This is a genomic window from Actinomyces oricola (assembly GCF_004104015.1).
Lineage (GTDB): Bacteria > Actinomycetota > Actinomycetes > Actinomycetales > Actinomycetaceae > Actinomyces > Actinomyces oricola.
The window spans coordinates 36,454-58,819 of the sequence record NZ_RYFV01000021.1 but is presented as its reverse complement, the minus strand read 5'-3'; the positions used below and the strand labels follow the sequence as shown (position 1 = coordinate 58,819).

Here is a 22,366-nt window from a genome sequence, read left to right as displayed (position 1 = left end):
CACCAGACCCCCAACCACAACCCCAGAACAACAACCCCAGGACCACAGCCAAAAACCCAGCACCACAAACCCAACAAAAAGGCACAAAAAACATGACACACTATCGAGATCTCAAACAACACACCCAGCGAGATTATTGCGCCTCCCTGAAGGATGGCACCCCGCCCTCGCAGGCAGCGGAGATAACTCTAAAAGCACCCGGACCACACTGTCAAACCAGAGGTCAGTGACCTCCGCCTCATTCGGATCCGGCTGTTGAGTTCTCCTGTTCGCCGTGCCGGCCCTCGCCCTGCGGGGGCGGCCGGCGCAACGGCCACTACTCTACGGGGCGCCCCGGGAGCGGCGTCAATTTCAGGGCGAATGACGCTCGGCACACCGGCTCCACGGTGGCTCCGCACTGGCCCGCCACTGGCCCACGGCGCGCGCCTTCCCGCGGGCGTCCCGTCCGCGTTCGGCCGGGTTCCGCGCCCCTGACGGGACACGCAACCCGGCCGAATGAATCTCATGCGCTTAGCCATCAACCCGCTGTCGGCCCCCATTGACCAACGGCCGGGGGCAGCCAGGGGCAACTGCGGCCGCGGCCTACTGCGGCCGCAGCCTCAGGCGTCGTCGGCAAAACGGCGAACAGCCCCGGCAACGGCCTTGGACACACGGGTGTCGAAAGCGCCGGGGATGATGTAGACGGGGCTGAGCTCCTCCTCGGAGATCACTGAGGCGATGCCGGTCGCTGCGGCGCGCAGCAGTTCGGTGGAGATATTGGTGATGCCGGTGTCCAGCAGACCGCGGAAGAGTCCCGGGAAGGCCAGGACATTGTTGATCTGGTTGGGGAAGTCCGAGCGGCCGGTGGCCACGACGGCGGCGTAGTCACCGGCGGCAATGGGGTCGACCTCGGGGACCGGGTTGGCCATGGCGAAGACGATGGCGTTCGGGGCCATGGCCTTCAGGTCCTCCGGTTGCAGCAGGTTGCCCGAAGACACTCCGATGAGCACGTCCGCTCCCACCAGCCCGTCCTTGAGAGTACCGGTGACCCGACGCGGGTTGGTGTTCTCGGCCAGCCACTTACGGTGCTCGTTCATGCCCTCGGTGTCCTCCGCCGAGAGCGCCCCGGTGCGGCCGTAGCCCACAATGTCGGTGGCGCCGTGGGCCATGAGGAGCTTGGCAATGGCCGAGCCGGCGGCGCCCACGCCCGACAGGACAATCCGCACGTCCTCGATCCGCTTGCCCACGATCCTCAGGGCGTTAATGAGGGCGGCCAGGGTAACGATGGCGGTGCCGTGCTGATCGTCGTGGAAGACGGGGATGTCGAGTTCTTCGCGCAGCCGGGCCTCAATGTCGAAGCACTTGGGCGCGGCAATGTCCTCCAGGTTAATACCGCCGTACGCCGGGGCAATGGCCTTGCAGATCGCGATGATCTCCTCGGGGTCCTTGGTGTCCAAGGCCACCGGCCAGGCGTCGACGCCGCCGAACTGCTTGAACAGCACCGCCTTGCCCTCCATGACGGGCATTGCGGCCGCCGGGCCGATGTCCCCCAGCCCCAGGACGGCGGTGCCGTCGGTGACCACGGCCACCGTGTTCTTCTTAATGGTCAGAAGGCGCGCGCGCTCCGGGTGGTCGTGGATCGCCTTGCACACCCGGGCCACGCCGGGGGTGTAGACCCGGGCCAGGTCACGGCGGTTGTGGATGGGGTAGCGGGCGGCGATCTCAATCTTGCCGCCCACATGGGCCATGAAGGTCGAGTCGCCGACGTTCCGGACGACCACGCCGTCCAGCGCACGCAGGGCCGCGACAAGCTCGCCGCGGTGCACCGAGTCGCGGGTGTCCGCTGTCAGATCAACAATAAGGTGGTCACCGTCAGCCTCGGCGACGTCAACACCGTTGACGACAGCACCGGTGGCGGTCGCCGTGTCCACGAGGGAGGCGACGGCCTTCTGCGAGGCCGGCACCTCCAGGTGCAGGGCGACGGTGTAGCTAGGGCTGGGCTGGGCCATGAACTTCCCTCCGTGAGCGTTCTGGGCGCGCACTGAATGCGACGGCCCGTATCGGTGTGACCCTAACCCGCCACCGCCCGGATACCGACGTCGAACGCCCACAAAGCGAGATCGGCTTCTTCCCCGGAAACGGGGAAGAAGCCGATCCCGTCCGGCAATGCGGCTTCTCAGCCCTGAACGCGCTTCATGACCAGTTCGCGCACCCGTTTAGCGTCCGCCTGGCCTCGCGTGGCCCTCATCACTGCCCCGACGATCGCGCCCGCGGCCTGAACCTTGCCGCCCCGGATCTTGTCAGCCACATCCGGGTTGGCGGCCAGGGCCTCATCAACTGCCTCCAGGAGGGCGGAGTCGTCGGAGACAACCTCCAGCCCCCGGGCGGCGACCACCTCCTGAGGGTCGCCCTCACCGGCGAGCACGCCTTGGAGAACCTGACGGGCCAGCTTGTCCGTCAGGCGCCCGGAGTCGACCAGCCCCTGGAGCTGGGCCACCTGGACAGGGGTGACCGCCAGTTCCTCCAAAGAGACCTCTTGCTCCTTGGCGGCACGGGCCAGCTCCCCCATCCACCACTTGCGGGCGGCCTGGCCGCTGGAACCGGCGGCCACAGTGGCCTCAATGAGCTCCAGGGCACCAGCATTGACCACGTCGCGCATCTCCACATCGGACAGCGACCACTCGGCCCTGAGGCGACGGCGCTTAACAGCCGGCATCTCGGGCAGTGAGGCGCTAATCTCCTCGACCCACGCCCGGCTGGGGGCCACCGGCACCAGGTCGGGTTCGGGGAAGTAGCGGTAGTCGTCGGCGTCGGACTTCACCCGCCCGGGGCGGGTGGTGCCGTCGGCCTGACCGTGGCGGGTCTCCTGAAGCACCTCACGACCCGATGCCAGCACCGCCGCCTGACGCTGGATCTCGTAGCGCACCGCCTGCTCAATGCCGCGGAAGGTGTTGACATTCTTGGTCTCGGTACGGGTTCCCAAGGGGGCGCTGGGACTCTCGCGCAAGGAAACGTTGACGTCGGCGCGCACATTGCCCCGCTCCATGCGCGCCTCGGAGACCCCCAGGGCCCGGAAGATGTCGCGCAGGGTGCGCACATAGGCCGCCGCCACCTCCGGGGCCCGCTCGCCCGCGCCCTCAATGGGCCGGGTGACGATCTCGACCAGGGGAACGCCGGCGCGGTTGTAGTCCACCAAGGAGTAGTCGGCGCCCTCAATACGCCCGTCGGCCCCGCCCACATGGGTGTTCTTCCCGGCGTCCTCCTCCATGTGGGCCCGCTCAATGGGGACGGTGAAGAAGGAGCCGTCCTCCAGCTCGACCTCCAGGGCGCCGTCGTAGGCAATGGGCTCGTCGGACTGGGAGGTCTGGAAGTCCTTGGACAGGTCCGGGTAGAAGTAGTTCTTGCGCGCGAAGCGGCAGGTCTCGGCGATCTTGCAGCCCAGGGCCAAGCCGATGCGGATGGCGTACTCCACGCCCTTGGCGTTGGCCACCGGCAGAGCCCCGGGCAGGCCCACCGAGGTGGGGGTCACCATGGTGTTGGGCTGGGCGCCGAAGGTGTTGGGGGCTGCGTCGAACATCTTCGTGGCGGTGCCCAACTCGACATGCACCTCCAGGCCCAGGACCGGGTCGTAGCGGCGCACGGCCTCCTGAAAGTCCATCAGCTGCTCGCTCATCACTTCTCCTCCAACTCAGGAGCCCGAGCGAGCAGGTGCCCGCCCCAGCTCTCCTCCAGGGCCGCCTCCAGCACCGCGCCGACGCGGTAGAGGCGGTCGTCGGCGCGTTGCGGTGCCAGGATCTGGAAGCCGACGGGCAGCCCGTCGTCGCTCAGGCCCGAGGGCAGGCTCATGCCCGGCACGCCGGCGAGGTTGGCCGGGATGGTGGTGACGTCCAGCTTGTACATGGCCAACGGGTCGTCCTTCTCCCCGAAGCGGTAAGCCGTCACCGGGGCGGTGGGCGAGACCAGTACGTCGAAGTCCTCCCAGGCGGCGGCGAAGTCCCGCTGGATCAGCGTGCGCACCTTCTGGGCGCTGCCGTAATAGGCGTCGTAGTACCCGGCGGACAGCACGTGCGTGCCCAGGATAATGCGGCGCTTAACCTCATCGCCGAAGCCCGCGCCACGGGTGGCCGCCATGACGGTCTCCGCTGTCACCGGTCCGTGCGAGGGCTCCACTCGCAGGCCGTAACGCATACCGTCGTAGCGGGCCAGGTTCGAGGACGCCTCCGCCGGCATGATCAGGTAGTAGGCGTCCAGCGCGTACTCCAGGTGCGGCAGGGAGACGGTCTCCAGCTGCGCGCCGGCGGCCTCCAGCAGCTCCAGGGCCGTGTGGAAGGAGGCCACGACGCCATCGTAATAGCCCTCACCGCCGTCAAGTTCCTTAACGACCCCGACGCGCAGGCCTGTGAGGTCCCGCCCCGCCCGGGCGGCCCGCACGACACCGGCCATATTGCGGGGGGCGTCGGGCAGGCTGGTGGAGTCCAGCGGGTCGTGGCCGGCAATGACGTCGTGGAGCAGTGCGGCATCCAGGACGGTGCGCGCCATGGGGCCGGGGGTGTCCAGGGAGGAGGCCATGGCGATCACGCCGAAGCGGGACACCGTCCCGTAGGTGGGCTTGACCCCCACGGTGCCGGTGACCGCGGCGGGCTGGCGGATTGATCCGCCCGTGTCCGTGCCCAGGGCCAGGGGGGCCTCAAAGGCGCTCACCGCGGCTGCCGAGCCACCGGAGGAACCGCCGGGGATACGGCCCAGGTCCCAGGGATTGGCGGTGCGTTTGAAGGCGGAGTGCTCCGTGGAGCCCCCCATGGCGAACTCGTCGAGGTTGGTCTTGCCCACAATGGGCAAGTGGGCGGCGCGCAGATTGGCGACGGCGGTAGCGTCGTAGGGCGGGACCCACCCCTCCAGGATCCTGGAGGCGGCCGTGGTGACCTGCCCACGGGTGACGAAGAGGTCCTTGACGGCCACTGGCACACCGGTCAGTTCATGACCGGCCTTGCCCGCGCGGCGGGCGGCATCAGCGGCATCGGCGTCGGCCAGGGCCTTGGCGGCGTCCACGTCCAGGAAGGCCCCCACGGCGGCATCGACGGCGCCAATGCGCTCCAGGTGGGCGGCGGTAAGTTCACGGGAGGAGATCTCCCCGGCGGCCAGGGCGGCGGCCTGCTCGGCGGCCGTGGCCCGAAGGAGGGGCAGGTCGCTCATGAGGCGGAGTCCTCTCCAAGGATCTGGGGCACGAGGAACATGGAATCCTCGGCCCTCGGGGCGCCGGCGAGGAGTTCGGCGACATCGAGCGTCGGACCGGGGACATCCTCGCGCAGCACGTTGGTGAGCGGGACCGGGTGGGAGGTGGCGGGCAGATCGGGCGTGACCACGCTGGCGACCCGGGCGAAGGATGAGGCGACGGCGTCCAGCTCACCGGCCAGGCGCGTCACCTCCTCCTGGCTCAGGGCCACGCGTGCGAGCGCCGCGACGCGGGCGACCTCATCCTTGGAGATGGCTGACATGGGGCCGAGTGTAGCCACCTTGGACGACGGCGCCGCGACCGGCCCGGCACCCGCTGCACCATCGGAGGAGAACCCCCGCGCCCGTTGTTGTCCACAGCCTGGGCACTGCTGCCCGGCGCCAACCGGGCCACACCCAGCGAATCCGCGGTATTCCCGGGCTCTCATGCAAGATCTCACAGGTCGGAGGGCGCGAGCGGCATTGACTTTCGTTCGGGCGACCGGTGTCATGGGGCCATGAGGATTCCGCGGTAGGAGCGGGATCTGGCAATTAGGACGGAGCGCATGACGAGCAAGTCCGTGCATGGCAGGCAAGTCAATGGCACCGTCCGGGACAAGGACCCCATGCACAGCGAAGAGTTCCCCACTGGGACAACCCCGGAGGAGTTCGACAACGCCCCGGCGGCCGCGCCCGTCGCGCCTCAAGATTTGGACGCGACTTCCACTCAGGAGGTCGGCTCCGTTCCTGCCGCGGCGACCGACAGTGTCGCCCCCACCTCCTCCATGACTGTTCCGCCCCAGTTCTCCCGGGATGCGCAAGCGGCCATCGCGACCTCCGCGAGGGCCCCCTTCTCCGACATGACGAACCCGTCGTATGGCGGCGCCCCCCGGCCCGCCCGCCGTCGTCGTTGGCCCTTGTGGACCGCGGCCGCCCTTCTGGTGCTGTTCGGCGCCGTGGGCGTGGGCGGCTTCGCCTACGCCAGCCATTACTCGGACCTGGCCGTGCCGGGCACGAGCATTGCCGGCACTGATGTGTCAGGGATGAGCCGTGAGCAGATCATCACTCTCGTCGAGGACAAGGCGTCTAACGCCACGGTCGCAATCTCCGGTGACGTGCAGGCCACGGCCACGCTGACGGATATTGGCACCACCGTGGACGCCGAGGCGACCGCGGACGCGGCCATGGCCCGTGGCGCGAGCGTCACGGACCGTTTCCGCGCCCTGTTCGGCAGCCAGGAGATCAGCGTGGTTTCCTCTAACAACGAGGCCGCCTCCGTGGACTACGCGATCTCTCTGATCCCCGATGACATTAGTAAGGCCAAGAACGCCTCCGTCGTGCTCGGCGCCGACAATGAGACCTTCGAGATTACACCGGCCTCCAGCGGCACCAGCTTGGATGCGTCGATTCTTCGCGACGCCGCCCAGCAGGCGGCCAGCACCCTGACCTCGACCTCAGTGACCATGCAGTTCCAGGCCGCGGACCCGGCCGTCAGCGACGAGGAGGCCCAGAAGGTCGCCGACACCGCCAATGAATGGGTCGCCCAGGACGTCACGGTGACCTCGGCCGACGGCGAGGAGAGCTTCACCGCGGATGCGCCGACCAAGGCCTCCTGGATTACGGTGACCGCCAAGGATCGGGACCTGCCGACTCTGTCGGTGGACTCCACGAAAGTCGCCACCTGGGTCAACGAGCAGGCCACGGAGGTCAACACCGAGCCGATCACCGGTCAGCGCAACGTCAACTCTCGTGGCGAGGTCGTGGCCACCCCGGTCGAGGCCGAGGACGGTCAGTCGGTGAACAATGCGACCGCCGTGGCCGAGGCCATTGCCTCCGCCCTCAACTCCGGGACCGCCTACTCCGGCACCTTCGAGATGACCGTGACCCCGGCGACCTGGGAGGAGCGGACCATCGCTGATGGTGCCGAGAATCTGGCCTATCCGGCGGCGCCGAATGAGAAGTGGGTGGATGTCGACCTGTCCAACAAGACCGTCACCGCCTACGAGGGGGCCACGGTCGTGCGCGGCCCGGTCCTCATGGTCGACGGCGCTGCCGAAACCCCCACGGTGACCGGCACCTACCACGTTTACCTCAAGTACGAGTCGCAGACGATGCGCGGCGAGAACGCCGATGGCACGCCCTACGTCTCTGAGGACGTGCCGTGGGTGACCTACTGGTACTCCGGTTACGCCCTTCACGGTGCTCCGTGGCGCTCAAGCTTCGGCTACTCCGGCTCTCACGGCTGTGTCAATATGCCTGTTGACCAGGCCTTGTGGTTCTACAACTGGACCGAGATCGGAACTACGGTGGTCAGCCACTACTGACACTACTGACCTGGACTCCAGTTCTTCTTCGGGGGTGCCCGCCCAAGGCGGCGGGCACCCCCGAGGGCTTTTCCAAGATCCCGCCGGCCAGGAAGAGAGACCCGGAGCGGCCCCGGAGCGCCTGCGTGGCCCTCCTGTTCGTTTCGTTCGGGTCGGGGCGAGGAGGCGGCCCTGGGGGTCCACGGCATGGCCGTGACCGACGGCCACGACGGGCCGACCGCTTACCGGGCCGCCTCATGCCGGGGACCACCCGCCCATGCGCCTGGGCGGCCCGGGCCGGGACTCAGACCAACTCGGGGAACCAGATGGCGATCTCCCGGGCGGCGGACTCATCGCTGTCCGAGCCGTGCACGAGGTTCTTCATGGCGTCAGTCCCCCAGTCGCGGCCAAGGTCACCGCGGATCGTGCCCGGAGCGGCCAGAGTCGGCTCGGTGGGGCCCATGAGCGAGCGGCACCCTTCGACCACCCGGTGGCCACTGGCCACCGCGGCCACGACCGGACCGGAGGTCATGTACTCCACAATAGAGGGGTAGAAGGGCTTGGCAATATGCTCCGCATAGTGCTCGGCCAGGAGCTCTGGGGTGGGAGTCACCACCTTGAGCGCCACCAGGTCGTACCCCTTGGCCTCAACCCTTCGCAGGATCTCACCAGTGAGCCGGCGTTCGACGGCGTCGGGCTTGACGAGGATCAGAATGCGGCCGGGTGCTTGATTGGTCATGGCGGGTCCTTTCGAGGCGCGAAGCGGTTAGTCCGTGGGGCACGGTGTCAGGCCCAGGGTGACTGATCGCTCCACGCGGGCGCAAGGAGGGCCGGCTCGACCGCTTCACGCCGCCTCGCCCCTGGCCGCCGCCGCGGCGGCGGCCAGGATTAGTGCGCAGGAGGCGGCTCCAGGATCCCGATGCCCTTTGGACCGGGGCCCCAGGTAGGAGGCCCTTCCCTTGCGGGCCACGAGCGGCTCGGTATCAATCGCACCCTGGGCCGCGGCAGCTGCCGCGGCCTCAAGGACCTCCGCAGTGGTGGCGCCGGCGGCGGCCTTCGCCGCGGCAACACGGGCAGCGGGTCGCCAGGCGTCAATCATGGTCTTATCCCCCACCTCGGCGCGGCCCCGCACCTCAATGCCGGAGGTGGCCTCCTCCAGCAGGTCGGCAATGCCCTGGGGTCCAAGCTCCTCGGCGTCGGCGACACGGGAGGCGCGCAGGTAGGCGGTGCCCAGGAGCGGTCCAGCAGCACCGCCGACAGTAGCCAGCAGCGTCGTGGCGACTGCTTTGAGAACCGCCCCTGGCGTCGTGTATGCGCCGGGGTCCTCAGTGCTGTCGAGCCGCGATACGGCGGCACGATAGCCCCGGTCGAGGTTGTCGCCGTGGTCGGCGTCCCCAATGAGCCGATCGAGCTCGCTCAACTCCTCCCGGTGCTCGGATATGGTGGCGGCAGCCAGGCGGGTCCAGGCTATGGCCCATGCTGCATCCAGAGGCATGGCGATTCCTCCAGGTATCGACGTCGTCGGAAGCGGGCTGCATGTGGTGGCATGAGGTCAGTCCCTCACAGCCATTCCCGGGACCGCCGGCGTGCGGCCCTTAGAAGGCAGTCTCCCACGCGTCCGGACCTGGCGCGATGGGAGCCGGGGGCCCACAGGTTTTAAGGCGCCCATCTGGGCAAGGCCGTGGCGCGGCGTGACGCTGTTACCAGGTGGCCGGGACGCGGCCGCCCGTTTGCCGTGTGGGACGCGCCCCACCGCTGTGCGGCTCTGCGCAGGCGCCGTCAGCGCCCTGCCGTCGGGGGGAGGAGGAGAAGGAAGAGAAAGTCCGTCCGACTTCGACGACCGGCAGCAGGGAGGCTCATAGAGTGGGTGCTGCGCCTTCACTCACCGACCAAGGAGACCCTGTGCCGCCCCAATCCCAGGTCGCCCCTTCCAGACCTCATCGCCGACGCGCCCTCATCCTTACCCTGATCATTAGCGGCTGCCTCATCCTGGGTGGCTGCGGCCCGTCCTTCTCCTCGGAAGGTTCCCAGAGCGCCACCTCCGATTCATCAGACGCCCTGCAATCGCCCGCCCCGCTGTCGGCGGCCCCCACGGCCCCTAGCCGAGAAGAACTGCTCAACGCCACCTTGGAGATGCCGGAGTCCTGTCGCCCGAAGGATGGGACGCTGTCCTTCGTCGACGGACAGGCCACCCTGGGGAGCACCGGATTCGTGAAGATCGAGGAGCCCACTGCCGCCTTCGTCATCGATGGTCGGCCCACGCGGGTGCTCAGCCTTGCTTGTTCCGGCGGTGGCAGCGGCGCATTCCCACGACTCGCCTTCTACGATGCGGACTACCGGCTGGTCGTCGAGTTCAATTTGTCGCAGCTCGGCGGTCCTGACTCCTTTGAGCCGGTGGTCGAGACCCTGACCGACAATGGCACCAGCCTGCACGTGACCTGGCGCAATGAGGTCCTGCCCGGCGACACCGGGGGCATACACACCGGATCGGGAGTCGGCAGCGCCGATCTCACCTGGGACGGTACCCAGTTCGTCATCTCCAACCAGTCCGTGGGGCCCTCCTCGGACGCGGGCTGAAACGCGGTGCTCTCCTTAACCCCTGCACCCCCTGCCGCCACGAGGAGGTTCAGGACCTGTCGAACAGGGCGCGCGCCTCAGCGGCGAGCACCACAGAACCCACGACGAGCACGCCGGAGGTCGTCAAAGGGGCGTCGAACCCCTCTGAAAGGGTCGCGGCCCGCTCCACCCCCTCGGCCAACGTATCGGCGCGGTGAACCCGGTCCGCCCCGAAGACCTCCGTGGCCACCTCGGCCAGTTCGTCGACCCCCAGAGCACGTGGGGAGTCAATAGGGACGCAGACGACGGCGTCGCACAGGGGCTCCAGCCCCGCCAAGACGCCCTCAACGTCCTTGTCCGCCATAATGCCGACCACCGCCACCAGGTGCTGGAAGCCGAAAACCTCCTCAATGGCGCCGGCGAGCGCTTCAATGCCGTGCGGGTTGTGCCCGGCGTCGACCAGAACCGTGGGCGAGGAGCGCAGTACCTCCAGCCGCCCCGGTGAGGTCACTGAGGCGAAACCGTTCTCCACAATCCGGGGGGGCAGCGGCCTACCACCGAACAGGGCCTCAGCCGCGGCCAGGGCGAGCAGGGCGTTGTGCGCTTGATACTCCCCGTGCAGGGGGACGAAAACGTCCTCGTAGCGGGCGGCGGCCGTGCGCAGGGTCACCAGCTGACCGCCGACGGCGAGTTGTCGGTCGACGACGGCGAGGTCACCGGCGCCGGGATCCTCCGGGTCCTCCTCCGGGTCGAGCTCGCGGCGCCACACGACCTGATGTTCGGCGACAGCCGCGGCAATGGGGGCGCGGGCGGCCTCAGGTTGGAGAGCAGTGACGAGGGTGGCGCCATTCTTGACAATACCCGCCTTCTCGGCGGCAATGTGCTCAATGCTTGACCCCAGCCAACGCTCATGGTCCCGGCCAATGGGGGTAATGACCTCGACCTGGGAGTCAACAACGTTGGTGGAGTCCCAGCGCCCCCCCAGGCCGACCTCGACCACGGCGACATCGACCGGATGGTCGGCGAAGGCGGCCAGGGCCATGACGGTAAGCACTTCGAAAAAGCTCAGGCGCGGCCCGCCGTCGGCCACGGAGCGCTCGTCGACCATGGCTATGTAAGGGGCGACGTCCTCCCAAGCGGCGATGAACCCCTCCTCGGTAATGGGCTCGCCGTCCAGGCTAATGCGTTCGCGGATGGTGGCCAGGTGCGGGGAGGTGAAGCGCCCGGTGCGCATGCCGGACGCTGCCGCGAGCCGCTCGATCATGCGGGCGGTGGAGGTCTTGCCATTGGTGCCGGAAACATGGACCACCCGGTAGCTGCGCTCGGGGTTGCCCACAATGTCGAGGACGGCCTCGACCCGTTCCAGGGAGGGCTGGATCGTGTGCTCCGGGGCGCGGGAGAGGATCTCCGCCTCCACCTCACGCATGCGCTGGGCCACAGTGGTGCGATGGTGAGCCTCCCGGAGGGCGGCGGCGTGGGCCCCGCCGCCGCCCTCCTCGACGTCCTCGACTTCCTCCGCTGAAGCAGCGGGATCGGTGGTCTCCGGCAGGACACTGTCCCACTCGTTCCAGTCATCGGAGTCGTCGGCGTCCACCTCCATGAGGAGCTCGTCGAGGCGGGCCAGGTCCCCGCCGGGGATCATATTGTGGGCTACCAGTTCACGCAGGGCGGCCAGGCGCTCGGCCTCGACCTCCTCCTCGCGCTCGATATCGGCGCGGCCGGCCTGGCGCACCTCGGCAATGGACTGGCCATCGTGTGAGTCAGCTGCCTCCAGGTAGGGCAGGAGCTCGGGGTCTACGTCCCCGTTGGCGCCCTCGGCGGCCAAGAGCGCGTCAATGACCTCCTCACCGGTGGCCCCGGCAGGGATGCCGAAGGCGGCACCGGGGTGGCTGCCGTCTGCCGTCTTGCCGGCCTGGTCGGCGTCACGATTGCGTTCGCTGCTCATGTGCTGCTCCCCTTCAGTGGACCGGGCACAGCCTAGCGACGCCGTACCTAGACTAGGCGCATGGCGACCTCCCGGCAGACCATCGAATCGCTCACAAAGCTCCTGGGCCCGGGAGCCCGGAGTCGCGCCATGATGGGCGAGTACGTCCTGTACTGGCGGGAGCGGGTAGTTGGCGGCCTCTACGATGAGCGGCTCCTGCTCAAGGACGTGGCCGCTGTGCGGGAGGCGGTGCCGCAGGCGCCGCTGGAGGAGCCCTACCCGGGGGCGAGGCCGGCCCGCCGCCTGCCGCTGCCCACTGACGAGCAGGAGGCGGGCGCGCTCATAGAGCTGCTTGAGGCCATGTGGTCCCAGGTGCCGGCTCCCCGCAGGCGCTAAACCTGGCTGGTCCTCACGATGGCGCGCGCCGTGGGCGAGCCGGCTCCCCGCAGGCGCTCGCGCCCGGGCTCGGGCGCGGAGCCGGGCTCAACGGCCCCGGGTCCGGCCGATCCCGATACCGCCGCCGGGCCAGGGGCTCATTGGGCTCCTCGTTGTCTCCGGCGCTGCCGCGGCGGCGGTCAGGAGGTCACCGTGGTGACGGTGACCGTGGGCTCGGCCAGGCCGGGATCGGCAATGAGGGAGACCTCCGCGCAGCTGGTCTCAGATTTGATGAGCTCCAGGTGGGCGCCGGTCCAGGCGCCCTTGTCCGCCGGCACGGCCAGGGTCAGGGCAATCGGCTCACCGATCTGCATGCCTGCGGCCTTGCGCTCGTCCATGACGAGGCGCACCAGGTCGCGGGCCCACCCCTCTGCCTCCAGTTCCTCATCCAGGGCGGTGTCCAGCACCACGAAGGCGCCCGAGCCCAGGACGGTAGCGGCCAGGGCGTCGTCGTCGACCTCAATGCGGGTGGTCAGGGAGAAGGCGTTCTCCCCCGCCTCCAGCACCACGGCGGCACCGTCGACCAGCACGTCGTCAAAGCGCACGTTGCCGTCCTCGGTGACCTCCCACTGGCCGGCCTTGACGGCGGCGAACAGCCGGGAGGTGGCCTTACGGACCGCGGGGCTGAAGGCCCGCGGGTTGAGGGTGAGGTCCTGGCGGGCCCGGTAGCCGGCGTCGGCAGCGTCCAGGACGCGCACCTCCTTGACATTGACCTCCTCGGCTATGAGTCCGCGGAACGGGGCCAGCGCCTCGGGGGTGGCCGTGGCCACGGTGAGGGAGCGCAGGGGCTGGCGCACGCGCAACTTGTGGGCCTTGCGCAGGCCGAGTGCCGCCGAGACGGTGGCCCGGGCCTCGTCCATGCCGGCGACCAGCTCCGGGTCGGCCGCGTGCGCGGGCAGCACCGGCCAATCGGTCAGGTGCACGGAGCGCCCGCCGGTCAGGCCCCGCCAGATCTCCTCGCTCACCAGCGGGGCGAGCGGGGCAATGACCTCCATGAGGACCCGCAGCACCGTGGCCAGGGTGTCGAAGGCCGGCTGGCAGACCGTGGCGGCGGCGCCGTCGGTGAACCGGTTCCGCGAGGTGCGCAGGTACCAGTTGGTGAGCACGTCGAGGAACTCGCGCACCGTGGCGGTGGCTCCAGTAATGTCGTAGTCCGCCATCTGGGCGCCGACAGTGGTCGCCAGGTCCTTGGTGCGGGCCAGAATGTAGCGGTCCATGACGTGCAGGCCGCCGTCGGCCCCGAACAGGGAGGCGTCATCCAGGTCCACTCCGGCGGTGACATAGCCCGCCCCGGCCCGCGCCTGCCGGGCGTAGAGGGCGAAGAAGTACCAGGTGTTCCACAGGGGCAGCAGCACCTGGCGCACCGTGTCACGGATGGCCCGGTTAGTGACCATGAGGTTGCCGCCGCGCACCACTGGGGAGGATAGGAGGAACCAGCGCATGGCGTCGGCGCCGTCGCGGTCCAGGACCGCTGACACGTCGGGGTAGTTGCGCAGGGACTTGCTCATCTTGGCCCCGTCATCGCCCAGGAGAATGCCGTGGGAGACGCAGGTGGTGAAGGCGGGCCGGTCGAACAGGGCGGTGGCCAGCACGTGCAGGGTGTAGAACCAGCCACGGGTCTGACCGATGTACTCCACGATGAAGTCGCCGGGGTTGTGGGATTCGAACCAGTCGACGTTCTCAAAGGGGTAGTGGACCTGGGCGAAGGGCATGGCGCCGGACTCGAACCAGCAGTCCAGAACGTCGGGGATGCGCCGCATCATGGACTGGCCCGTGGGGTCGTCCGGGTTGGGGCGCACCAGGGTGTCAATGAACGGGCGGTGCAGGTCGGTGACCTTCACCCCGAAGTCGCGCTCCAACTCGGCGAAGGAGCCGTAGACGTCGGTGCGAGGGTAGTCGGGGTTGTCCGACACCCACACCGGGATGGGGGCGCCCCAGAAGCGGTTGCGGGAGATGGACCAGTCCCGCGCCCCGGCCAACCACTTGCCGAAGATGCCGTCCTTAATGTGGTCGGGCACCCAGCAGATCTCCTGGTTGAGCTCGACCATGCGGTCGCGGATAGCGGTGACCCGTACGAACCAGCTCCCCACGGCCTTGTAGATCAGCGGCTGGCGGCAGCGCCAGCAGTGCGGGTAGCTGTGGACGTAGGAGGCCTGGCGCACGAGGACGGGCCGGGTGGCCTCGTCGCGGCCCGCCAGAGGGCCCGAGCCGTCGCGAAGGTCGGTGATGATCGGCTTATTGGCCTCGAAGACCTGCATCCCGGCGTAGTCGGGGACCTCGGAGGTGAACACGCCGCCGTCGTCCACCGGGATGACGGTGCCAATGCCGGCGGCCTGGCAGGTGATCATGTCGTCCTCACCGAAGGCCGGGGCCAGGTGGACCAGGCCGGTGCCGTCGGTGGTGGTGACGTAGTCGGCGGCCAGAATCTGCCAGGCCTGGGGCCCGGGGGCGGTGCCGTCGGCGCGATGCTCGGCGTCATCGAAGTAATCGAAGATCGGAGTGTAGCGGCGCCCGACCAGCTCGGCGCCGGTGTAGCGGGCCAGGACCTCGGGCTCCTGGCCAAGCTCGCGGGCGTAGGAGCCCAGCAGATCAGCAGCCAGGAGGACGTCCTCGCCGGCAACCGGAGAGGTCAGGGTCTCGTCGACGTGGACGAGCGCATACTCAATGTCGGCTCCCACCGCGATAGCGGAGTTCGAGGGCAAAGTCCACGGGGTGGTGGTCCAGATGAGGATGAGCTCGGGGCGCTCAGCGCCCTGGCGCAGCGGCTCGACCAGGCGCAGGCCCACCGTGACGGTGTTGTCCTGGCGGTCCTGGTAGATCTCATCGTCCATCTTGAGCTCGTGATTGCTCAGCGGGGTGCGGTCGTGCCAGCAGTAGGGCAGAACGCGGTGACCCTGGTAGGCCAGGCCCTTGTCGTACAGGGTCTTGAAGGCCCAGATGACGGACTCCATGTAAGTGGGGTCGAGGGTCTTGTAGTCGCCCTCGAAGTCGACCCAGCGCGCCTGGCGAGTGACGTAGTCCTCCCACTCCTTGGTGTAGCGCAGCACGGAGGAGCGGCACTCGGCGTTGAAGGCCTCGATCCCGATACCACCGGGTCGGGTGATCTCGGTGACGTCGTCAATGCCCAGGAGCCGCTGGGCCTCCAGCTCGGCGGGCAGGCCGTGGGTGTCCCAGCCGAAGCGGCGCTCGACGCGGCGGCCCATCTGGGTCTGGAAGCGGCCGACGGCGTCCTTGACGTATCCGGTCAGCAGGTGGCCGTAGTGGGGCAGGCCATTGGCGAAGGGAGGGCCGTCGTAGAAGACGAACTCGTTGGAGTGGCCCTCGGCGTCGTGGGCGGGGCGGGCGTCAATGGAGGCCTGGAAAGTGGCGTCGTTCTTCCAGTAGGCCAGGACGTCCTGCTCAATGGCCGGGAAGGATGGGGAAGGGGGGACCGTCTCACCGGGGCGGTGCAGGGGGAAGAAGGCGGCGCCGGCGGGGGCAGTGGGGTCGGCCATGGGGTGTCTCGTCTCGCTCGTGCCTGCGTTCCCGGGCGGATGCCCGGGGCGCCACGAGGACGACGACGTCACTCACCTCCCGGCGCAGGGCCGGTGGTGGACGGCGGGCCGCGGTACCACCTCGCTTGCCGCGCCCCTCCGGCCCCGGCCCCAGCAGCGCGACCACCTGGCGAGGTGGGCCCGGTTGGCGGACCGGTCGGGACCGCCATAGGGCGGTCCTGCTCCGGCGGTGCGTGACCGCTTCATTGTCAGCTGTGACGGGCTGACCCGTCCGGTTCTACTGCGGCTGCGCCGTTGGCCCCTGCGGGGCGGGGCGGCGCGGGGCCGGTTCTTCCGGAGGCTCACCGGTGATAGCCGGGTCGCTGCCTTGTGTGCGGGAGTCTAATGGGGGCTGTGGGCCAGAACCACATGAGAAGGCCCCTCCCGGGCGTCATCCTTACCACATATGCGTCCGCATATACGTCCGCGATGGCCGGGCGCCGGTTCGACTCGGGCTATCGGGCTACGAGATGACGGCGGGCCCCAAGTCTCGGGCCCCTGCGCATGAACGGCCCCTCGCCCAAGAACGTGGACCCCACAGCAACTGGTGGCGGTCCACGTCCCTGAGGCGAGGGCTCGGAGATCTCGGAGATGAGGACTAAGGATCACCCTCGACGCGCGGGATCACCCTCAACGCGCGCGACCTTGGTCATGGCGCCAGGCGCGCCAGTCGCGCCAGGAACCTGAGACCGCGGCGAGGGCGCCGAAAAGGATGCCCGCCACGGGCCAGAGAATCCACGAGGTGTCCCACGCGTTGCCCAGGAAGCTCCACACCAGGTAGATGATGGTGCACAGCGGCCAGTACACGCTCCCGATCATGCCAATGACCGGATTGCTCTGGGAGGCGTTGGCCCGGGACGTGTCAGCGCCGGCGGTGCTCGGGGTCTGGTTCTGGGTCAGGAGTTCGTAGGTGGCGGCGGCCCAGTTCGAGGGGAGGAAGAGGTAGAGGCCCGCCGCCACGAGAATAAGGCTCAGGGCGATACCCGTGCCCTCAAGGCGCAGGCTCTCGAACAGGGAACTGAAAACAAGGCTGCTCAGGACTGGTGGGAGCACGGCCAGGACCCACAGGAGCACGGCCAGAGACAGGCGGCGACTGCGCTCGGCCTCGTGTTCGGCACGCAGGCGGGCGGCCCAGGCGGTGACGACCGGGTTGGGGAGGAATTGGCGCGCGCGCAGCCGCTGGACCCCGGCGAAGGCCTGGGATCTGCGGATCATGAGCAGGACTCCGACGGCAATGCACGGCAGGGCGAAAAGCAGCCCCACCCCGGTGGCCACGTCCTCATCCAGGCCCCACGGGTTGTGCCCATTATCCGCGGAGGTCAGGGCGATGAGGGGCGCTCCGGCGATGACGAAGAGGGCGATCGCCCTGCCGAGAGTCGATCCGGTGCGCCGGTAGGCCTCGGCGAATTCCTGCGCCTCCGCAATAGTCACTGGGGCAGGACCGTCAGAGGCGAACGCCTGGTGGGCGCCGCCCTCGGGGTGAGGTGCGGCTCCCCCGCCCTGGGGGGCTGTACCTTCTGAGTGTTCTGAGTAGGAGCCCGGACCCGGCTGGGGGGCGGCATTGTCCGACTGCGCCGCGTGGAGATCGGGGACGATCCCCAGAACAGGAGCGAGCTCTTCAAGGTTGCCGAAGTCGGTAATGACTTGGCCGACAGCCTCGTTGTGACTGCGACCCCGGGCGAGGGCATCGTTGTAGGCGTCCTCCATCATTGCCCGCAACTCCCCCTTGGCCTCCAGTAGGCGCGCAGTGGACGGGTACGGGGCGAACATGGCGGTCAGAAAAGTGTCAATCGCGTCCATCAAAGCTCTTTCGCGAATCGGTCCACAAGGGTCTTGGTGCTTTCCCACTCACTGACCTTGCGGTCTAGATGGGCGGCGCCATCCTCGGTGAGATGGTAGTAGGTGCGGGGTTTGCCGGAAGCGGAGGTTCGGGCGGACGATGCAACGAATCCACTGACCTCGAGGCGCTTGAGAGCGGAGTAGAGAGTGGTCTGCTTAATGACGTAGTCACCCTGTGACACCTCCGCAATGGTCTTTGAGAGCTCGTAGGCATAGGAAGGCCGACGGCGCAGGAGAGCAAGAATGATGAGATCGACATAGCCACGGATGGCGTCCGAACTGATCATGAGGCTCCTTGCTTCCTTGAGCACACCCGCTCCGACACGACAAACGTACTACGTCAGGCGTAGTACGTCAACAGAAAGATCGCTGCGGCAGCGGCGCCTGCCGTGGGGCTCCCCGCTGGGCCCGGACGCCTTTTCTCAACCCTCCCGGGCCACGAGGGTATTAGAGGCCTGGGCGCGCGGGCGCACGGTCATAGAATCAATGTTGACGTGGGCGGGTCGCTCCAGGGCCCACACAATGCACTCGGCGACGTCGTGCGCACTCAAGGGCTGAGCAACCCCGGCGTAGACGGCGTTCGCCTTGGCGACGTCCCCGTGCAGCCGGTTGAGGCTGAACTCCTCAGTGCGCACCATGCCCGGGGCGATCTCGATAACCCGAACCGGCTCCCCCACGAGCTCCAGGCGCAGGGTGTTGGCCACGACCCGCTCCGCGTGCTTGGCGGCCACATACCCGGCACCTCCGGGGTAGGTGCCGTGGGCCGCCGTTGAAGTCAGGAAAAGTACGTCCCCGCCGTGCTCCCGCAGGCCGGGCAGGAAGGCCTGGGTCACCCGCAGAGCCGCCAGGGCATTGCGCTCATACATGGTGAGCCACTCCTGAGGGTCGCCCTGCGCGACCGGGTCCACGCCCAGGGCTCCGCCCGCATTGTTGACCACGGCGTCCACTGGCCCGGCATTGAGGACCTCGGTGGCAAGTCGGGCGACGTCGTCGGCCTCCTGGAGGTCGGCGGCTACCCAGGTGCAGCCGGTCTCCTGGGCCAAGGCCCGCAGACGCTCAACGCGTCGGGCGGTGGCGATCACCTCCCAACCCGAGGCCCGCAGGAGGCGGACGGTAGCGGCTCCAATACCGGTGGAGGCGCCGGTGACGAGGGCGCGGCGCGGCGCGGCGGCCGTGGCGGGGGATGCGGTTGCAAGGCTCATGGAACAAGTGTGCCCGGCCCAGGCCGCGCGCGGCACCCGGCGTCGGCAGTCGAACTCGCCGCGCCGACGCGGAGTTGGCCGAGGGGTGACACACTTACAACCATGACCGACGCCACTCCAGCCGCCACTCCCACTGCCCCGACACCCCCCGCCTGGACGAAGCACGCCATCGTCTGGCAGGTCTTCCCCCTTGGTTTCACTGGCGCCCCGGTCCTGGCTCCTGAGGGCGACCCCGCGGACCCCGCTTCGCCGGCCGGGGCCCTGGCCGGCGAGCATCGCCTGCTGCGCCTGATCGACTGGCTGGACTACCTGGTGGAGCTCGGCTGCAACACCCTGGCGCTCGGTCCGATCTTCGCCTCCATGTCGCACGGCTACGACACGGTGGACTACTTCCGGATTGACCCGCGCCTGGGCACCAACGAGGACTTCGAGGCCCTGGCCGCCGCCGCCCACCAGCGCGGTGTCCGACTTATCCTCGACGGCGTCTTCAACCACGTGGGCAAGGGCTTTCCCGCCTTCGCCGCCCTGCCCGGCCTAGGCCCGGACTCCCCCGAGGCCGATTTCTTCCACCTGACCTGGCCGGCAGACTGGGCCCCGGGCACCGCCCCGGATTACCAGCGCTTCGAAGGGCAGGACTGGCTGCCCGTCCTCAACCACGCCTCCCCGGCGGTGGCCGACCTGGTCGTGGAGGTTATGGAGTTCTGGTTGGAGCGCGGAGCGGACGCCTGGCGCCTGGACGCCGCCTACGCCGTCGACCCCGCCTTTTGGACCCGAGTCCTGCCGCGCGTGCGCGAGCGCTTTGAGGACGTGTTCTTCGTTGGCGAGGTCATTCACGGGGACTACGCGCAGATCGCGGATACGTCCGGCATGGACTCGGTGACCCAGTACGAGTTGTGGAAGGCAATCTGGTCCTCCCTGGAAACCTCGAACTTCTACGAGCTCACCTGGACCCTCAAGCGCCACAAGGCAATGCTGGCCCACTTCGTGCCCTGGACGTTCCTGGGCAATCACGACACCACCCGTATCGCCTCCCAGCTCACCGATCCGGCCCGACTACCGCACGCTATTGCCCTGCTGCTCACGCTGCCGGGGCTGCCGGCCATCTACTACGGGGACGAGCAGGCCTTCCGGGGCGTCAAGGAGGAGCGCCTGGGCGGGGATGACGCGATTCGTCCGGCGTTCCCCAGCTCCCCCGCCGAACTGTCCACGCTGGGCGAGGGGACACTGCGCCTCTATCAGGAGCTCATCGCCCTGCGCCGCCGCCTGCCGTGGCTGTACCGGGCCGGGCTGGAGACCCTGCACCTGGACAATCGGTTGCTGAGCCTATCCTTGAGTGCGCCCCGAGAGCAGGGGGCTGAAGGGGGCCAGGAGCAAGAGATCGTGCTGGTGCTCTCCTTGGAGGAGCACGAGGCGTGGCTGCCCACCTCCGGGCGCCACCAGGTGCTTGCGGCGGGTGGGGGCTCAGTGCGCGCTGAGCGCGACGGCGTGGTGGTGCCCTCCCTGGGCTGGGCGGTGCTGGCCTGAGCGGGTGCGGCCCGCGATCAGCGCGGTCTCGGGACGGGTTGCCCGTCCTTCATGAGACTCGACGGTGCAGCCCCTGATCAGCGCGATCCCGGCCCCTGCCGATCGCGCTGCGCAGTGGTGCCCTGGGTGCCCGCACCCGCGGCCCGGCATGCGGGCACCGCGCACCCGGTCACTGCCCGAGGAGGGCGTAGAGGTCCTTGGGGTCCGCTGGGGAGGCGAGCAGATTGATCTGCTGGCAGAAACGCCTCCCCCCGGGGGTATCGAGCACCCGATCGAGATAGGACAGCGCGGAGAAATCCTCAACCGCGAAGCCCACGGAATCGAAGATCGTGGTTTGCTCCTCGCTGGTGCGTCCTGGTTCGCGCCCGGCAACAACCTCCCACAGCTCGGTGACGGGGTAGTCGGAGTCTTTGGCTTGAATCTCGCCCTCGACGCGTGTCTGCGGGGCGTGCTCAACGAAAACCGGTCCCATGTCGAGGATCGCCGGATCAAGTTCAGTCTTGCCGGGGCAGTCCCCGCCAATGCCATTGATGTGGACTCCGGGGCGGACGTCCTGGCGTTCCAGGACAATGGCGTTGCGCTTATCGGCGGTGCAGGTGGTGATGACGTCGGCGCCGGCGACGGCCTGGGCCGCACTGGCGGCAATGCGCACGTCAATGCCGTGGCGGGCCAGGTTGCGGGCGAGTTTGGCCGATGCGGCGGGGTCGACGTCGTAGACGGCGACCTGCTGAATGGAGCGCACGGCGCACACGGCCAGGACCTGGAACTCGGCCTGGGACCCGGCGCCGACAAGGCCCAGGCGCGTGGCGCCGGCCGGCGCCAGGAGGCGTGTGGCCAGGCCTGAAACGGCAGCGGTGCGCAGGGCGGTCAGGAGCGTCATCTCGGCCAGGAGGCGCGGATAGCCGTTGTGGACGTCCGCCAGGACGCCAAAGGCGGTCACGGTCTGGTAGCCCCGGGAGGGGTTGATCGGGTGGCCATTGACGAACTTGAAGCCGTAGGTCGCGCCGTCGGATGTCGGCATGAGCTCAATGACGCCCTCAGTGGAGTGGGAGGCGATCCGAGGACGCAGCTCAAAGCACTCCCAGCGCGCGAAGTCGGCCTCCAGTGCGTCGATCATGCCGGCGATAACGGCCTCGGGGCCGGACTCGGTGATCCAACGGGCCATGTGGGGGACATCGACGAAGCGCATAGGAGCCCTCCTTTTAAGGCGGCGGACGGCCACTGGACGTAGGGGATGAGGACGGCGCCCGACGGTGTCCCAGGGCCTTGGTCCTGACTGCCAGAGTAGGGCGAGCCCGCGTGCCCTCACAATGAGCTGCCTGCACAATCTGCGCCCTATATGCTTGCAGTTAGCACATCAGAAAGACACAATATGCACATGGTTGCACTCGATGTGCTCGACGAACTTGACCATGCGTTGATTACCGCCCTGCGGGCCGATGGACGGGCCCCTGTCGCCGAATTGGCCCGGGAACTAGGCGTGACTCGGGCAACCGTCACCAAGCGAATCGCCAGACTGGAAGAGCGCGGCATCATCTTGGGGTTCACGGTGCGCCTGGCCCAGGACGCCGACCCGCACGCAATCCGTGCCATCTGCCACCTGGCGATTGAGGGCCGCACCATGAGGGCGGCGATCACGGCGCTGCGGGGCCTGCCCGCCGTCACGGCCCTGCACGCCACCAATGGGGAGTGGGATCTTATCGCCGAGCTCACGGTGACCGACCTGGCGGACATTGACCGGGCACTGGGGCGCATCCGGGAGATCGAGGGCGTGCACCGCTCTGAAACCAACCTGCTGCTGCGCAGTGTGCTCCTGTGAGCGCGGCCGCCGCGGGCCGGGTCCAACGGCAGGTCGAGGCC

At 68.6% G+C, this 22,366-nt stretch carries 17 protein-coding genes; 5 read left to right on the top strand and 12 right to left on the bottom strand.

Annotated elements, in window-relative coordinates; genetic code table 11:
- Nucleotides 1–599: 599 nt before the first annotated feature.
- The 4 genes from EUC46_RS09050 to gatC form a co-directional block, all read right to left on the bottom strand.
- Complete coding sequence (locus tag EUC46_RS09050; RefSeq protein ID WP_128773840.1) at nt 600–1,988, bottom strand: NAD-dependent malic enzyme; 1,389 nt, start codon at nt 1,986–1,988, stop codon at nt 600–602.
- Nucleotides 1,989–2,155: 167 nt separating this feature from the next.
- The gene (gatB, locus tag EUC46_RS09045; protein WP_128773839.1) at nt 2,156–3,652 is read right to left on the bottom strand and encodes an Asp-tRNA(Asn)/Glu-tRNA(Gln) amidotransferase subunit GatB; all 1,497 of its coding nucleotides are present in this window, start codon (nt 3,650–3,652) and stop codon (nt 2,156–2,158) included.
- Nucleotides 3,652–5,172 carry an Asp-tRNA(Asn)/Glu-tRNA(Gln) amidotransferase subunit GatA gene (gene gatA / locus EUC46_RS09040; protein WP_128773838.1) on the bottom strand — a complete coding sequence of 507 codons (1,521 nt, stop codon included), beginning with the start codon at nt 5,170–5,172 and terminating at the stop codon, nt 3,652–3,654. The genes gatB and gatA overlap by 1 nt, the downstream gene beginning before the upstream one ends.
- Complete coding sequence (gene gatC, locus EUC46_RS09035) at nt 5,169–5,474, bottom strand: Asp-tRNA(Asn)/Glu-tRNA(Gln) amidotransferase subunit GatC (RefSeq protein ID WP_128773837.1); 306 nt, start codon at nt 5,472–5,474, stop codon at nt 5,169–5,171. The genes gatA and gatC overlap by 4 nt, the downstream gene beginning before the upstream one ends.
- A gap of 282 nt (nt 5,475–5,756) precedes the next feature.
- On the opposite strand from gatC, the gene EUC46_RS09030 reads away from it, so the two are divergent.
- Nucleotides 5,757–7,514 carry a L,D-transpeptidase family protein gene (locus tag EUC46_RS09030; protein ID WP_241655508.1) on the top strand — a complete coding sequence of 586 codons (1,758 nt, stop codon included), beginning with the start codon at nt 5,757–5,759 and terminating at the stop codon, nt 7,512–7,514.
- Between the two features lie 283 nt (nt 7,515–7,797).
- Here EUC46_RS09030 and ndk read toward each other — a convergent pair whose 3' ends face one another.
- Together ndk and dhaL are read right to left on the bottom strand one after the other, a co-directional pair.
- Entirely contained in the window at nt 7,798–8,232 is a 435-nt protein-coding gene (gene ndk, locus EUC46_RS09025; protein ID WP_128773836.1) for a nucleoside-diphosphate kinase, read from the bottom strand.
- A gap of 105 nt (nt 8,233–8,337) precedes the next feature.
- Nucleotides 8,338–8,988, bottom strand: coding sequence for a dihydroxyacetone kinase subunit DhaL (gene dhaL, locus EUC46_RS09020; RefSeq protein ID WP_128773835.1), 651 nt, complete (start codon nt 8,986–8,988; stop codon nt 8,338–8,340).
- A 407-nt stretch (nt 8,989–9,395) separates the two neighbouring features.
- Between dhaL and EUC46_RS09015 the strand changes: the two genes are divergently transcribed.
- Nucleotides 9,396–10,070, top strand: a complete 675-nt coding sequence (locus tag EUC46_RS09015) for a hypothetical protein (protein WP_128773834.1) — start codon at nt 9,396–9,398, stop codon at nt 10,068–10,070.
- Nucleotides 10,071–10,119: 49 nt separating this feature from the next.
- On the opposite strand, the gene EUC46_RS09010 is transcribed toward EUC46_RS09015, so the two are convergent.
- A complete protein-coding gene (locus EUC46_RS09010; RefSeq protein ID WP_128773833.1) occupies nt 10,120–11,994 on the bottom strand; it encodes a bifunctional folylpolyglutamate synthase/dihydrofolate synthase in 1,875 nt (624 codons plus the stop codon).
- A 60-nt stretch (nt 11,995–12,054) separates the two neighbouring features.
- Here EUC46_RS09010 and EUC46_RS09005 point away from each other — a divergent pair, with 60 nt between their 5' ends.
- Nucleotides 12,055–12,369: a hypothetical protein gene (locus tag EUC46_RS09005; RefSeq protein WP_128773832.1), complete on the top strand. Its 315-nt coding sequence runs from the start codon at nt 12,055–12,057 to the stop codon at nt 12,367–12,369.
- Between the two features lie 179 nt (nt 12,370–12,548).
- Here EUC46_RS09005 and ileS read toward each other — a convergent pair whose 3' ends face one another.
- The 4 genes from ileS to EUC46_RS08980 form a co-directional block, all read right to left on the bottom strand.
- The gene (gene ileS / locus EUC46_RS09000; RefSeq protein ID WP_128773831.1) at nt 12,549–15,902 is read right to left on the bottom strand and encodes an isoleucine--tRNA ligase; all 3,354 of its coding nucleotides are present in this window, start codon (nt 15,900–15,902) and stop codon (nt 12,549–12,551) included.
- A gap of 669 nt (nt 15,903–16,571) precedes the next feature.
- Nucleotides 16,572–17,741 carry a permease prefix domain 1-containing protein gene (locus EUC46_RS08990; protein WP_128773830.1) on the bottom strand — a complete coding sequence of 390 codons (1,170 nt, stop codon included), beginning with the start codon at nt 17,739–17,741 and terminating at the stop codon, nt 16,572–16,574.
- Entirely contained in the window at nt 17,741–18,067 is a 327-nt protein-coding gene (locus tag EUC46_RS08985; RefSeq protein ID WP_128773829.1) for a PadR family transcriptional regulator, read from the bottom strand. The genes EUC46_RS08990 and EUC46_RS08985 overlap by 1 nt, the downstream gene beginning before the upstream one ends.
- A gap of 135 nt (nt 18,068–18,202) precedes the next feature.
- Entirely contained in the window at nt 18,203–18,982 is a 780-nt protein-coding gene (locus EUC46_RS08980; RefSeq protein WP_128773828.1) for an SDR family NAD(P)-dependent oxidoreductase, read from the bottom strand.
- A gap of 102 nt (nt 18,983–19,084) precedes the next feature.
- On the opposite strand from EUC46_RS08980, the gene EUC46_RS08975 reads away from it, so the two are divergent.
- Nucleotides 19,085–20,506 (top strand): alpha-amylase family protein, encoded by a 1,422-nt coding sequence (locus EUC46_RS08975; RefSeq protein ID WP_128773827.1) that lies wholly within the window; start codon nt 19,085–19,087, stop codon nt 20,504–20,506.
- Between the two features lie 169 nt (nt 20,507–20,675).
- On the opposite strand, the gene EUC46_RS08970 is transcribed toward EUC46_RS08975, so the two are convergent.
- Nucleotides 20,676–21,695 carry an ornithine cyclodeaminase gene (locus EUC46_RS08970; protein WP_128773826.1) on the bottom strand — a complete coding sequence of 340 codons (1,020 nt, stop codon included), beginning with the start codon at nt 21,693–21,695 and terminating at the stop codon, nt 20,676–20,678.
- A gap of 189 nt (nt 21,696–21,884) precedes the next feature.
- Between EUC46_RS08970 and EUC46_RS08965 the strand changes: the two genes are divergently transcribed.
- Nucleotides 21,885–22,325 (top strand): Lrp/AsnC family transcriptional regulator, encoded by a 441-nt coding sequence (locus tag EUC46_RS08965; protein WP_128773825.1) that lies wholly within the window; start codon nt 21,885–21,887, stop codon nt 22,323–22,325.
- The last annotated feature ends 41 nt before the right edge of the window (nt 22,326–22,366 follow it).

Bases quoted from the DNA above. Each gene is read 5' to 3' on its own strand.
- EUC46_RS09050 (WP_128773840.1), bottom strand. From the start codon at position 1,988: ATGGCCCAGCCCAGCCCTAGCTACACCGTCGCCCTGCACCTGGAGGTG.
- gatB (WP_128773839.1), bottom strand. From the start codon at position 3,652: ATGAGCGAGCAGCTGATGGACTTTCAGGAGGCCGTGCGCCGCTACGAC.
- gatA (WP_128773838.1), bottom strand. From the start codon at position 5,172: ATGAGCGACCTGCCCCTCCTTCGGGCCACGGCCGCCGAGCAGGCCGCC.
- gatC (WP_128773837.1), bottom strand. From the start codon at position 5,474: ATGTCAGCCATCTCCAAGGATGAGGTCGCCCGCGTCGCGGCGCTCGCA.
- EUC46_RS09030 (WP_241655508.1), top strand. From the start codon at position 5,757: ATGACGAGCAAGTCCGTGCATGGCAGGCAAGTCAATGGCACCGTCCGG.
- ndk (WP_128773836.1), bottom strand. From the start codon at position 8,232: ATGACCAATCAAGCACCCGGCCGCATTCTGATCCTCGTCAAGCCCGAC.
- dhaL (WP_128773835.1), bottom strand. From the start codon at position 8,988: ATGCCTCTGGATGCAGCATGGGCCATAGCCTGGACCCGCCTGGCTGCC.
- EUC46_RS09010 (WP_128773833.1), bottom strand. From the start codon at position 11,994: ATGAGCAGCGAACGCAATCGTGACGCCGACCAGGCCGGCAAGACGGCA.
- EUC46_RS09005 (WP_128773832.1), top strand. From the start codon at position 12,055: ATGGCGACCTCCCGGCAGACCATCGAATCGCTCACAAAGCTCCTGGGC.
- ileS (WP_128773831.1), bottom strand. From the start codon at position 15,902: ATGGCCGACCCCACTGCCCCCGCCGGCGCCGCCTTCTTCCCCCTGCAC.
- EUC46_RS08990 (WP_128773830.1), bottom strand. From the start codon at position 17,741: ATGGACGCGATTGACACTTTTCTGACCGCCATGTTCGCCCCGTACCCG.
- EUC46_RS08985 (WP_128773829.1), bottom strand. From the start codon at position 18,067: ATGATCAGTTCGGACGCCATCCGTGGCTATGTCGATCTCATCATTCTT.
- EUC46_RS08980 (WP_128773828.1), bottom strand. From the start codon at position 18,982: ATGAGCCTTGCAACCGCATCCCCCGCCACGGCCGCCGCGCCGCGCCGC.
- EUC46_RS08975 (WP_128773827.1), top strand. From the start codon at position 19,085: ATGACCGACGCCACTCCAGCCGCCACTCCCACTGCCCCGACACCCCCC.
- EUC46_RS08970 (WP_128773826.1), bottom strand. From the start codon at position 21,695: ATGCGCTTCGTCGATGTCCCCCACATGGCCCGTTGGATCACCGAGTCC.
- EUC46_RS08965 (WP_128773825.1), top strand. From the start codon at position 21,885: ATGGTTGCACTCGATGTGCTCGACGAACTTGACCATGCGTTGATTACC.